Source organism: Pseudomonas sp. BP01 (assembly GCF_022760795.1).
Classification (GTDB): Bacteria; Pseudomonadota; Gammaproteobacteria; order Pseudomonadales; family Pseudomonadaceae; genus Aquipseudomonas; species Aquipseudomonas putida_Q.
The window spans coordinates 224,826-237,212 of the sequence record NZ_JAFBKA010000002.1 but is presented as its reverse complement, the minus strand read 5'-3'; the positions used below and the strand labels follow the sequence as shown (position 1 = coordinate 237,212).

Sequence of the window (12,387 nt, the reverse complement as noted above, 5' to 3'; positions counted from 1 at the left end):
CGAAGGTTGAACGCTTGCTGACACACTTCGAAAGGGGTTCTGCACCATGATCGATCAAGCGACAGGCATGAAACCAGGCGAACGCTACTGCGTGGAGAACATCGAACGCGCCCATCAATTCCCCGGTTACTTTCAGGACGGCAAATATTACCTTGGCCCAGAACTGCTGACTGCAGTCGGCTGGCTCGAAGGGACCACGTTCATTTATGACAGCCTGGATGCAGAAGGCGAACCGGTCTTTGCGGACCGGGTAGCGGGCACCATCGAGGGCTTGAAACTGGTGCTGGTCGACGGCACCGCCCTTGAGCTCTCGATGATGGAAGCCAGCGCCACCCTCGCGCCTGCGCCTGAGGACATCGAGCCACCCCAGGCTGCCGAGCCTGCACCGCCTGCACCGCCCGTATCGACAAAAGGCCCGTTGCGCGGCAAGGTCGTGGTCATCACCGGCGCTTCAAGTGGCATCGGCAGGGCCGCTGCGCATGCCTTTGCCTGCAAAGGCGCTCGCCTGGTGCTTGCTGCGCGGGATGAGGAAGCGTTATTCGACGTGCTGGACGAGTGCACTGATTGCGGTACGGACGCCGTGGCAATCGCTACCGATGTCAGCCGCAGCGACCAGGTGCAGGCGCTGGCTGCGCAGGCTGCCGAGTTTGGCCATGGGCGGATCGATATCTGGGTCAACAACGCCGGCGTCGGCGCGGTCGGCAATTTCGAGGACACGCCACTGGAGGCGCATGAGCAAGTCATTCAAACCGACCTGATCGGTTACCTCCGTGGCGCCTACGTCGCCCTTCCCTATTTCAAGGCGCAACGCAGCGGCATCCTGATCAACACGTTGTCACTCGGGAGCTGGATCGCGCAACCCTATGCAGCGGCCTATTCGGCGAGCAAATTCGGCCTGCGTGGCCTGACCGACGCGCTGCGCGGAGAACTGACGGCGTTTACCGACATTCATGTCTGCGATATCTATCCTGCGGTCATGGATACCCCGGGTTTCGGGGATGGTGGCAACTACACTGGCCACACGCTGACGCCCCCCGGGCCAGTCTACGACCCGGAGCTGGTGGCCAAGGCCATGGTGGCTTGCGCCATCTCCCCTCGTGCGCGCACCACGGTCGGTGCAACCGCTCGCCTTGCCCACCTGGCCAGCTACCTCGTCCCGGGGCTGCCGCTGCTTTCAGGATGGCTGACCCGCTGGGGGTTGAGCCGTAGCCCCAGCGCCGGAACATCGCCCGGTAACCTGTTCGAACCGCCGAGTGACCGGCGCAGTGTGGACGGTGGCTGGAGAGCCCGAAAAGACAGGACAGCGGTGTTGGTGAGTGCCGCCGTGCTCGGGGCCATTGCCGGGTTTGCGATCACTCATTTGCAGCGCCGGCGCCGCCAAGGGGTCGACCGTTAAGCATCAAAGACAAAGGGTTTGAAGCGCCCTCATCACGCCCGCTGCTTCCACGTTTCGTATCGGGCAAGCAGCGGCTGAACGCTCAACCCATGCAGCAGTATGCTCAACGCCACCACTGACAACACCAGGTTGGTGCTCTGTGCCGCATAGCCAGGAGGCAGCCCATGGTCAAGGGCATAGAAGAGGTAGTAAAAGCTACCGATACCCCGGATGCCAAACCAGCCAAGAAGCCCACGTTGGCGAATATCCAGCATTCCCCGGACCGGGAAAAGCACAATGCTCAAGGGGCGAATCACCAGGAACAGCGCTCCGGCGATCAGCAACGCCCGCCAGTCCCAATGCTCTATCAGCACCACCCCGAGCAAGGTCACGAGAAAAACCTCCATTGCACGCTCGATCAGGCTGCCGAAGGCCAGCATGTCCCCCAGCATGATCCCCGCTGCGACCTGAGAATCGTCCAGCCCTCGCACATCACCTTTGACAGCCAGCTCCGGCGCCACATGCTGGTGCCCCACTACGGGCTGCACCAAATGTTCGGCAGCCGGCTCCTCCGGGTTGCTGGATGTATGAGCCTCCGCCTGGCGCAAACCCAGCCCAGCGGCGAATACGGCGAGAAACCCATAGGCCTGGATCGTTTCGGCAAACACATAGGCCAGCGCGATCAGTGCCAGGGCCAGGTAATCGTTGGGCGATACGGTACTGTCGTCGTTGCGCAGTCGCAGGAAGAGTGTGAGTTTGCCCAGCCCGCGCCCCATCCAGTAGCCAAGCAGCAGACCAGCACTCACTGCCCACAGCATGTCCTTCAGCAACCAGTCGCCGAGCCAGGCCTGCCCGGGGTTCTGTTGCAGGAGCAGCCCAAGGATGACGAAGGGAAAGGCCACTCCGTCGTTCAAGCCAGCCTCCCCCGACAAGCTGAAACGCACAGGATCATCGTCCTGGGCATCGGCCACCTGCACAAGTGTTGCAAGCACGGGATCTGTGGGTGCGAGGATCGCCCCGATCAGCACTGAAATACCCCATTCAAAGTTCAGGCCGTAGTGCAGCAGCAACGTTACGCCACCGATGCAGATCATCATCACAGGCCCCGCCAGGTAAAACGCGCTCCACCATCGGCGGTCGTGCAAGGGCAAGCGCAATTTCAGGCCGCTGAAGAAGAGGGAAAATAACACCGCGACCTCGGTCAGGTGCTCCATCCATCCCTTGGAACTGCTGACATCCAGGTGGAGTAAACCAAGCCCGGATGATCCCAGCCCGATGCCCAAGGCCAGACACACCACCGAGGATGTCACCGGGATCCAGCGTAAATAGGAGGATGAGAGCGCCAGCAGCAGCAAGACTGCGCCCAGCATGGCGAACCATACGATGAAGGTCATCTGCGCAGTTGCCTTGGTGAAGTGCTCGATTATGGTTTGACTTACCCTGGCGACGGGTCGTTCAGCTGCGATAACCGGTTCCCCGTAAACAACCTGAGGAAGCGGGCTTGTCCCGCTAACCACGGCGCAGTCGGGGCCATATTGACCGGCCTTATGCAGGCAGTTGCTGCAAAGTGAACGTCATGTCGCATGACCCAGTGCCCGGCGGACCTTGACGAGCAGTTCGCTGATCTGGAACGGCTTGATCAGCAGGTCCATGCCACTGCCCAGAAACGCCTGGCGGTCCAGGGCGGTCTCCGCGTAGCCGGTCATGAACAGCACCGGCAGCCCCGGCCGGTAGGTCCGCGCCATATCGGCCAGCTCGCGGCCGCTTATGCCTGGCAGGCCGACATCGGTCAACAACAACTGAATACCGGCATCTTCACGCAGATGACCGAGGGCCTGCTCGATGGTTTCGGCCAGCACGCAGCGATATCCTGCATCGGCCAGTACTTCTGCCACTGACAGCCGCACCGAAGCCATGTCCTCGACCACCAGCACATATTCACCGGCGCCTTGCTGGTCGACTTGCGGGCTGGGCGCCTCGCAAGACTCCTGCTGGTTGCTGGCAGGCAACATCAGGGTGACTTCAGTGCCCAGCCCCGGCGCGCTGTGGATCGACACGTGCCCGCCCGACTGGCGGGCAAAACCGTAGATGGTCGATAGCCCAAGACCGGTACCTTGTCCTACCGGCTTGGTGGTAAAAAATGGATCGAATACCTTTTCCAGCAGCTCCGGCGCGATACCACAACCATCATCGCGTACCGTCACCGCCACATAAGGGCCATCCCGCAGGTTGGGGTCACCGAGTGAGAAGGCCGCCGCCGTATTCACCCAGATATGCCCGCCCTTGGCCAAAGCGTCGCGGGCGTTGATCACCAGGTTGAGTACCGCGCTCTCCAGCTGGATGGGGTCGACCAGCGCAGTGGTGGGCTCGTGTGACAGCTCCAGTTGCAGCACGATTCGCTCACCAATGGTGCGATTGATCAGTTCCTCCAGCGAGCGAACCCGCTCGTTGATGTCCACCGGCCGCGTGTCCAGGGGTTGCTGCCGTGCGAAGGCGAGCAGCCGATGAGTCAGCGAGGCAGCGCTCATGGCAGAGCTCAAGGCCGCGTCGGCGTATGCAGGGACCTTTTCGATACGGTTCTCTGCTACCCGTTTACGAATCAGCTCCAGGCTGGTGATGATGCCGGTCAACAGGTTGTTGAAGTCATGGGCGATACCGCCTGTCAGGCTGCCCAGAGCATCCATCTTCTGCAGCTGCAACAGTTGCGCCTCGGTCTGCTCACGCTGGGCCGTTTCCCGCGCCAACTGGGTGTTTGCGTCCTCCAGGCGCGCCAGATGCGAGCGCTCGCGGTGGCGATGCTCGGTGACGTCCTCGACAAACACCAGGCACAATCCCGGCTCCCGGTAGGGCGATAGCTGCCACTCGGTATCCCGGGGCATGCCGCCCACGTGCATGCCTAACGTGCCGCGCCAGCGCTGCCCCGCAAGCAGGTGCTGACGCAAATCGGCGATGGCGGTCTGCTGGTCATCGGCGAAGCATTCCTGCAACGCATCGGGGTTGCGGTTGTCCTGGATCAACTGCTCGAAGGCATGGTTGCATTCATGCACCTTCAGCCCTGCATCAACCACGGCGATCGGGGCTGACACATTGGTGAAGATTTCCCGAAAACTCGCCTCGCTTTCCCGCAAGGCCCGCTCAGTGTCACGTACCCGTAGCAGGGTACCCAGGGTGGCCACCAGCACGTCGGCGTCCACGGGATGAACCAGGTAGGCGTCGGCGCCTGCATCGAGCCCGGTAATGATGTCACCCGTCTGGATCGACGCCGCCGACACGTGGATCACGGGTAGCAAGGCCGTTTCGGGCCTGGCACGCAGCAACCGGACGATATCGAAGCCGCTCATGTCCGGCAGGTTGACGTCCAGGATCAGTGCATCGAACTGCTCGCGGCCGATCAACGCCAGCCCCTCGCCGCCGGTGCCAGCCTCCATCACCGTGTAGCCATGCAGTGCCAGGCGGCGGCGCAGCGCATAGCGTGTGGCGGCGTTGTCGTCGACAATCAGCAGGCGGATATCAGCGTTCATCAGCGCTCTCCGGGGCCAGCGCCATCGGCAGAATGACAAAAAAACACGACCCGCTGCCAGGCGTGCTTTCCACCCCCACCTTCCCGCCCAGCAGCGCCGCAAAACGTTTGCACAGCGACAGCCCCAGCCCAGTGCCACGCAGGCGTTTTTGCAGCGGCGAGTCCACTTGGGCGAAGTCTTCGAACAAGCCGCCGAGCAGCTCGGGGGCAATACCAATCCCCGTATCGCTCACGGCAAAGCGGACCTGGTCGTTACCCAGAAGCTGCGCCGACACGCGCACTTCACCGCGGGTGGTGAACTTCAAGGCGTTGGAGATGAAATTGCGAAGGATCTGCGCCAGCTTCTTGTCATCGGTATACATCTTCGGCAGGCCCTGCGGCTCTTCGAAGATCAGGTCTACCGCGCCGGTGTCGACGATCGGGCGGAACATGCCGCGCAAGGCCGCGAACAGGTCGAGCATATCGAACCAGGCAGGCGATATGGTGATGCGGCCGGCTTCGATCTTGGCAAGGTCCAGCAGGTCGTCGACCATATCGCCCAGTTCACGCGTCGCGGTATTGATGAACGCCACCTGCAACTGCTGCTCCTTGCTCAACGGCCCGTCTACCTCGTCGGCGAGCAGGCTGGTGATGCTCAGGATCGAACCCAAGGGCGTGCGGAACTCGTGGCTCATGTAGGAGAGAAAGCGGCTTTTCAGGTCCGACGCCTGGCGCAGTTGCTCAGCCTGGCTGTCCAGCTCCGCATACAGCGCCAGCACCCCCTGGTTGGTGTCCTCCAGCTCGGCGCGCAGCGCCTGGTTTTCGGCCTGCAAGCGGATGACGAGGTCGGCCTGCTCGGCGCTGTTGTTGGATGATGGTTCAGCCATGCACGGTCTCCAGGTCAATGACCAACACCGTCACGTCATCCCGCCCACGGCAGAAATCGCGATGCAGTACGGCGGCTATAACCGCCGGGTGGCGGTGAACAAGCCCGCGGTAGGTTTGCAGATTCCAACGAGACTGCAGGCCGTCACTGAACATGATCAACAGATTTCCCTTCACGTGAGCGTAGTCGAACACCTGGCCCTTGCGGTATTGCCCGCCGACGATGCCCGGGTGCGAGGCCAGGCCGCGAGGCCGTTCGGTGCCGACCAGGGTTGCGCCGATATTGCCGATGCCGATAAACGACAGGCGGTCGCCGGTACCGTCGTACTGGGCGATGGCAGCCGCACCGCCACGGGTGCCGGCCATTGCATGATGCATCTCGCCAAGCACGTGCTCCGGCGCGCTGAAGGGCCCCAGGGTAAAGGCCTGGATGCCCGCCTTGGCCGCACGCTCGGCCTCCTCGCCATGGCCAAGGCCATCGATCATCACAGCGCTGAAATGCTGGTCGGCAAGCGTTACGTGCCAGCTGTCACCGCAGGCCGGGTCATCATGCAGCGAATGCTGGGTCACGCCGATGCGTATATCCCTGGCCGTATGATCTTGCCGGTAAATGCGCGCCAGTACCACAGCACCCTTCGCGTCGGCGTGCACGTCAAACACTTGCGCCAAGCGGCTGACCGCCCCCAGCCCGATGCCCTGGGTGCCGCCGGTGGAATAGCCATCAGCCAGGCAGCTGGCCAGGTCGAACCCGTGGGCACGGTCTACCGCCACCAGCTCCATTCCCGGATCGGCGCCATGCGCAAGCACGCGTATATGCAATTCGCCACGCTCGGCGTGCTTGAGCACATTGCTGGCAAGCTCGGTGGCAACAATGGCCGCACGGCCAGCGTCGGCGGCAGAGAAACCAAGCTGCTCGGCCAGCTTCTGGACAACACGCCGGGCATGCCCGACCTGGCTGGCCTCATCAAGGCGCAGCACCTGCGTCAAACTCGCTGCCAGGTTCACGCCCATCGGGTGATCGTTACCCGGGTGCCTTGCCCGGGAGTGGTGTCCAGATCAAATTCGTCTACCAGCCGGCGAGCGCCGGTCAACCCCAGGCCAAGCCCGCCGCCTGACGTCCAGCCATCGGTGAGGGCCAGTTTGACGTCGGCAATGCCCGGCCCCTCATCACGAAACACCAGGCGCAGGCCAACCCGCCCGGCTTGTTCGATGACCTCCCAGTCCATGTCACCGCCGCCACCGTATACCACGGTGTTCCGTGCCAGCTCACTGACAGCCGTGACCAGTTTGGTAAGGTCGACCAACCGCATGCCGCAGTCAGTGGCAATCTTGCGGGTCAGCTGACGGGCCAGTACCACGTCCTGCTCCAGGCGTACCGGCTGGCTGCCGCTTTGGCGGATGCTCATGAGTGGCCTACCCGCTGCCGCAACAGATGCATGCCGCGGTCGACATTCAGTGCAGTGCTTACCCCGGGCAAGGTCAGGCCAAGTTCCACCAGGGTGATGGCCACCGCGGGTTGCATGCCGACCAGCACCGTCTCGGCATCCATTATCCGTGAAAGGCCGGAAATACTGGCGATCATGCGGCCAATGAACGAGTCGACCATATCCAGCGCGGAAATATCGATCAGCACGCCGCGGGCTGAAGTCTGGTCGATTCGGTCGGTAAGATCGTCCTGCAGGCGCAGCGCCAGTTGGTCGTGCATGTCGACCTGAATGGTTACCAGCAGGAATTCACCCATTTGCAGAATGGGAATACGCTCCATCGCCTCACACCTTCTCGCCAGTGCTGGTACCCAGACGCGAAAGCGCCAGCTTCAAGGCGTCAGCAAGGTTGGACTTGGTGGTCAACGTGCCCAGATCAAGGCCCAGGTGCACGATAGTCTGGGCGATTTGCGGGCGAACACCGCTGATGATGCAATCGGCGCCCATCAAGCGGATGGCCGTCACGGTCTTGAGCAGATGCTGGGCGACCAGGGTGTCCACAGTTGGGACACCGGTGATATCGATGATGGCAATCTCGGAGCCGGTATCGACAATGCGCTGCAGCAGCGACTCCATCACTGTCTGGCTGCGTTGCGAGTCGAGTGTGCCGATCAACGGCAGGGCCAGTACGCCCTCCCAGAGTTTGACCACCGGGGTGGAAAGCTCAAGCAACTCTTCCTGCTGGCGCTTGATCACGCCTTCGCGGTTTTTCTGATAGGTGCGGATGGTGTGCAGGCCGAACGCATCGAGCAACTGGGAGATTTCCCACAGTTGTTCGGCCAGCAGTGCTGGTTTTTCTCCGTAATGGGCCTGCAACAACCTGAACAGCGGCCCCTTGAGGGCGAAGATGAAATAGGCCGTCTGGTGCGATTCCTGCCCGACCTGGGCACGGCTTGCAGACAGTTTTTCGAGGAAGCGCCGGGCTTCCTCCCAATCTTGCGCACCAATCTGCGTACCGGCCTCCTTGCGCAGCCCGTCAATCACCAACTGCAGGAAGTCATGCGTTTCCTGGCGCAAGTCGTGTTCACGAATATTGCGTGTCGCGCCATTGGCCTCCAGGGCGCTGATCCATTCCGCCAGCAACTGCGCCTGATTACCGACAATTGCTTCCAACGTGCTGTTCTGCAGTGCTGCCATGTGCGCTTCGCTCCTGAAAAATGCCTGGCCGGCTCACCAATGTTTGCGCCGGCTTCGACAATGACATCTACCGGTGAAGATAGTTGTGGCGCTGATCAATAATTTCATTGCGCCATCTTCTGTGACGCTAACTGTAGGCCAAGTTACCGGTGCGCGTTACCGCCGGGCCCAAGGTCCAACCCATGGCAGAACGAGCCGCCGAGCATCGAGCAGGAACTTTGCTCGCTGTTCGCAGGCCCCTATGGAAGGCCTATCAGTAAGAGGAAACACATGATGAGTGCACAACTGAACGGCAAGCGCGTGGCCTTTCTGGTCACCGATGGCTTCGAGCAAGTAGAACTGACCGGCCCGCGTGAAGCGCTGGAAAACAGTGGCGCAGTGGCGGATATCCTGAGCGACAAGGAAGGCAGCGTACGTGGCTGGAACCATGACAAACCCGCCGACGAATTCAATGTGGACGCTACCTTCGACAGCGTGCAGCTTGACCTGTACGACGCCTTGGTGCTGCCCGGCGGCGTGCAGAACTCCGACACGATTCGCCTGATCCCCGGCGCGCAAAAGCTGGTAAAAAGCCATGATGCGGCGGGCAAGCCGCTGGCGGTCATCTGCCACGGTGGGTGGCTGCTGGTATCGTGCGGGTTGGCTAAAGGCAAGCGAATGACCAGCTACAAGACCTTGCAGGATGACATCCGCAACGCCGGCGGTACGTGGGTGGATGAACAGGTGGTGGTGGATCGCAACCTGATCACCAGCCGCCAGCCGGATGACATTCCCGCCTTCAACGAGCACCTGATCAAAGCGCTGGCCGGCTGAATCTGATCATCTTCAGCGCGTCTTCTGGTCGCACCGGGTGTCGATCAGGAGGCGCTGGTCACGCCAGCTGGATGTAAACCGAATAGCTGCCTAGCAAGATCCAGAAGCCGAGGAAAATCCAGGGCGTGCGCAGGGAAAACAGCAGCGACTTGCGGTGCCCCGCCTGGGAGGTTTCTGCCTCGCAGAACAGCGGCGATTCATCATAAGCCAAGCCCATCATCGGCTCGCTGCGCAGCAGATGGCTTTGCTTCAATTGCCAGTGCTCGATGATCCGGAAGGCCGCGCGAATGCCTGGCCAAGCGTTCAGCGTACTGAGCACGCCGAGCAGTGCGAGAAAAGCCGGCACCATCAAGGTGAACATCTCACCCCAGCCCTGGTTCAGGTTACTCATCGCCGAGACGTACGCGATGACCAGAAACGACTGCGCAGTGAGATAGGCATCGGTTCGGTTGGCCAGGATGCTGGTCTCGTACTGAATTTCGCGTCGATAGAAGTCCAGCCGCTCTTTCGGCGTACCGAACATCCTTGCATTTTGCTGATCGATCTCATGTTCAGGTGTGGCGGGCGTGATGATTCGAGGCACTGCGATACTCCTTGAAATCCTTGGCCTTGCCCGTGACAGCGCAAGGCCGGTGAGCGGTAGAGCTGTCCATGCGACGAAAATTCATTGGCAATGCGCGTGACAACCGCCCGTCGCACAAAGCCAGGATCCACTTCAACACCGGCTGCGCGCGCCCCCTCGAACGGTAACGAGCGTTTCCGACTGCTGGAGATATCACCATGAGCGACTACCCTACCCCGCCCTTCCCATCCCAACCGCAAAGCGTGCCCGGTTCACAACGCAAGATGGAGCCGTATCCGGACTGTGGCGAGCAGACCTACACCGGCAACAACCGGCTCGAAGGCAAGATCGCGCTGATTACCGGTGCCGACAGCGGCATCGGCCGCGCGGTAGCTATTGCCTATGCCCGCGAGGGCGCTGACGTTGCCATTGCCTACTTGAATGAACACGAGGATGCGCAGGAAACGGCGCGCTGGGTCGAGGCCGCTGGCCGTCAGTGCCTGCTGCTGCCCGGTGACCTGGCACACAAACAGCACTGCTACGACATTGTCGACAAGACCGTGGCACAGTTCGGTCGCATCGATATCCTGGTCAACAACGCCGCGTTCCAGATGGCCCATGAAAGCCTGGCCGACATTGACGACGATGAATGGGTGATGACGTTCGACACCAACATCACTGCCATTTTCCGCATTTGCCAGCGCGCGTTGCCCTCAATGCCCAAAGGCGGGTCAATAATCAACACCAGCTCGGTCAACTCCGACGACCCGTCACCCAGCCTGTTGGCCTATGCCGCCACCAAAGGGGCGATTGCCAATTTCACTGCAGGCCTCGCCCAGTTGCTGGGCAAGCAAGGGATTCGGGTGAACAGCGTGGCCCCCGGCCCGATCTGGACACCACTGATCCCGGCCACCATGCCTGACGAGGCGGTAAAAAATTTTGGTTCAGGCTACCCGATGGGGCGGCCGGGGCAACCGGTCGAGGTGGCGCCGATCTACGTCTTGCTGGGTTCGGATGAAGCCAGCTACATCTCGGGTTCGCGCTACGGCGTTACAGGGGGCAAACCTATCCTCTGAATGGTTTGCCGGGGCCTGTATGCACGGACCCCAGTGCTTCTGCCTGAACCATTTGCACTGCCCGTGCGTCCACCGCACAACAACCCGTGAGTCGATTCGAAAATGGCGTGCGATCCAGTACTGGCCGTGCTCGGCTACCTCAAAGATCATCAATTGATACTCACCACGGCCGAGTCCTGCACCGCAGGGTGCATGGTGGCTTTGCTGGCGGCTTTTCCAGGTACAGGGGAGGTATTGGAAAGCGGCTATGTGGTGTACTCACCCACTGCCAAGAAGCGCCTGCTAGGGGTGAACCCGGACACGATCGAGCGCTATGGCCTGACCAGCGAGGCAGTCGCCTGGGAGATGGCCTTGGGGGCGTTGAAGGACAGCGACGCCAACGTGGTCATCGCGACCACCGGCGTAGCCGGGCCAAGCCCGCAATCGGGGATCCTGCCCGGCACGCTGTGCTTCGCCTGGGCGTTTGCCGGCGAGCCCATTGCCGTGTTTACCCGCACCCAGCGTTTTTTTGGCGAGCGCTCGCAGGTCATGCACGATGGCGCCGTCTACGGGCTGACCCGACTGGTTCACTATCACGAACGCTGGCTGAGGGGCGAGCGCGCCTGAGGTAATTGGGCCTGCGGCATCGAGCCTGTGCTACCAGACATCATCAACGTTGAACCCTGCCGTGTACCGCTACTCAACACCAAGGAAGCCATTATTCATTCGCCCGCAACGAGGTGACACCATGAATGCAATCGATCTGCTGATGCAAGACCACAAACTGGTCAAGAAGCTGTTGGAAGAGCTCTCCTCGACCACCGAGCGCGCTGTGAAGAAGCGCGCTGATCTGCTGCACCGGATCGAGCAGGAACTGCAGGTCCACACGGCCCTGGAGGAAGACATCCTCTACCCCGCGATCAAGCAGGCCGGTGGCAAGGAGGAAGCCAAGATGTATTACGAAGCCAAGGAAGAACACCGGACTGTCGACGCCCTGGTGCTCCCTGATCTGCTTCATACGGACACCGGCACCCTTGAATTTGCCGGTCGGGTGAAGGTGATGAAGGAGCTGCTGGAGCATCATATAGAGGAAGAGGAAGAGGAACTCTTCCCCACGGCGAAGAAGCTCCTGGGTAAAGCCCAACTGGACGAACTGGGGGCCGCCATGGAAGCCCAGAAAAAACTGCTCAAGGGTGAGCAGCGGGCTGCTTGAGTACAAGGCCGGGCACTGCGGGTTGGCCAAGTGCATCCGCCGGCCAACCCGCCGACACCGCTTCTGTGTGCTTATTTGATCCGTACGTTGGTGGCGTAATGCTTATCGCCGTGTTTCTTCACCTCGAATGTGACTTCGTCGCCATTCTTCAACTTCAGTGAGCCCACTTCCTCCGCTGTCAGGATGACGTCGTCCTCCTCGACTTCGAAGTCGAGAAATCCTGCTTTCAGGCTGGTGTTGTACATTTTGACTGTTGCAGTTTTTACATCACTCATGGCGCTAGCTCCTGCATGGGATACCGTCAGTGTTTCAGTAAAAAACCGACAATGCGAAATACGCGTGAACACCGTCGGTTTCAACAATT

At 61.1% G+C, this 12,387-nt stretch carries 14 protein-coding genes; 5 read left to right on the top strand and 9 right to left on the bottom strand.

The features are described from left to right. The first annotated feature begins 46 nt into the window (after positions 1–46). Complete coding sequence (locus JOY50_RS03155; protein WP_243054754.1) at positions 47–1,396, top strand: SDR family oxidoreductase; 1,350 nt, start codon at positions 47–49, stop codon at positions 1,394–1,396. Positions 1,397–1,428: 32 nt separating this feature from the next. On the opposite strand, the gene JOY50_RS03150 is transcribed toward JOY50_RS03155, so the two are convergent. From JOY50_RS03150 to JOY50_RS03120, 7 genes are all read right to left on the bottom strand, one after another. Next, positions 1,429–2,769: a sodium:proton antiporter gene (locus tag JOY50_RS03150; protein WP_132840185.1), complete on the bottom strand. Its 1,341-nt coding sequence runs from the start codon at positions 2,767–2,769 to the stop codon at positions 1,429–1,431. Positions 2,770–2,949: 180 nt separating this feature from the next. Further along, positions 2,950–4,896, bottom strand: a complete 1,947-nt coding sequence (locus JOY50_RS03145; protein ID WP_132840183.1) for a response regulator — start codon at positions 4,894–4,896, stop codon at positions 2,950–2,952. Beyond that, positions 4,886–5,761 (bottom strand): sensor histidine kinase KdpD, encoded by an 876-nt coding sequence (locus tag JOY50_RS03140; RefSeq protein ID WP_132840181.1) that lies wholly within the window; start codon positions 5,759–5,761, stop codon positions 4,886–4,888. The genes JOY50_RS03145 and JOY50_RS03140 overlap by 11 nt, the downstream gene beginning before the upstream one ends. Next, on the bottom strand, positions 5,754–6,770 hold the full coding sequence (locus JOY50_RS03135) for an ATP-binding protein (protein WP_132840178.1): 1,017 nt from the start codon (positions 6,768–6,770) through the stop codon (positions 5,754–5,756). Before JOY50_RS03135 ends, JOY50_RS03140 begins: the two co-directional genes overlap by 8 nt. Then, positions 6,761–7,165 carry an anti-sigma regulatory factor gene (locus tag JOY50_RS03130; protein WP_019473915.1) on the bottom strand — a complete coding sequence of 135 codons (405 nt, stop codon included), beginning with the start codon at positions 7,163–7,165 and terminating at the stop codon, positions 6,761–6,763. The genes JOY50_RS03135 and JOY50_RS03130 overlap by 10 nt, the downstream gene beginning before the upstream one ends. After that, a complete protein-coding gene (locus JOY50_RS03125; protein WP_016500103.1) occupies positions 7,162–7,524 on the bottom strand; it encodes an STAS domain-containing protein in 363 nt (120 codons plus the stop codon). Before JOY50_RS03125 ends, JOY50_RS03130 begins: the two co-directional genes overlap by 4 nt. A 4-nt stretch (positions 7,525–7,528) precedes the next feature. Beyond that, entirely contained in the window at positions 7,529–8,380 is an 852-nt protein-coding gene (locus tag JOY50_RS03120) for an STAS domain-containing protein (protein WP_019473916.1), read from the bottom strand. Positions 8,381–8,653: 273 nt separating this feature from the next. Here JOY50_RS03120 and JOY50_RS03115 point away from each other — a divergent pair, with 273 nt between their 5' ends. Next, positions 8,654–9,193 carry a type 1 glutamine amidotransferase domain-containing protein gene (locus tag JOY50_RS03115; RefSeq protein ID WP_243054753.1) on the top strand — a complete coding sequence of 180 codons (540 nt, stop codon included), beginning with the start codon at positions 8,654–8,656 and terminating at the stop codon, positions 9,191–9,193. Between the two features lie 58 nt (positions 9,194–9,251). Here JOY50_RS03115 and JOY50_RS03110 read toward each other — a convergent pair whose 3' ends face one another. Next, positions 9,252–9,776, bottom strand: a complete 525-nt coding sequence (locus tag JOY50_RS03110) for a hypothetical protein (RefSeq protein ID WP_019473918.1) — start codon at positions 9,774–9,776, stop codon at positions 9,252–9,254. A gap of 197 nt (positions 9,777–9,973) precedes the next feature. Here JOY50_RS03110 and JOY50_RS03105 point away from each other — a divergent pair, with 197 nt between their 5' ends. The 3 genes from JOY50_RS03105 to JOY50_RS03095 all read left to right on the top strand — a co-directional run bounded on the left by JOY50_RS03105 (position 9,974) and on the right by JOY50_RS03095 (position 12,023). Next, positions 9,974–10,831: an SDR family oxidoreductase gene (locus JOY50_RS03105; protein WP_132840170.1), complete on the top strand. Its 858-nt coding sequence runs from the start codon at positions 9,974–9,976 to the stop codon at positions 10,829–10,831. A 102-nt stretch (positions 10,832–10,933) separates the two neighbouring features. Then, a complete protein-coding gene (locus tag JOY50_RS03100; RefSeq protein ID WP_132840168.1) occupies positions 10,934–11,437 on the top strand; it encodes a CinA family protein in 504 nt (167 codons plus the stop codon). A gap of 121 nt (positions 11,438–11,558) precedes the next feature. Further along, entirely contained in the window at positions 11,559–12,023 is a 465-nt protein-coding gene (locus tag JOY50_RS03095; RefSeq protein WP_019473921.1) for a hemerythrin domain-containing protein, read from the top strand. Between the two features lie 71 nt (positions 12,024–12,094). On the opposite strand, the gene JOY50_RS03090 is transcribed toward JOY50_RS03095, so the two are convergent. Beyond that, positions 12,095–12,298 carry a cold shock domain-containing protein gene (locus JOY50_RS03090; protein WP_192902497.1) on the bottom strand — a complete coding sequence of 68 codons (204 nt, stop codon included), beginning with the start codon at positions 12,296–12,298 and terminating at the stop codon, positions 12,095–12,097. Positions 12,299–12,387: the final 89 nt, after the last annotated feature.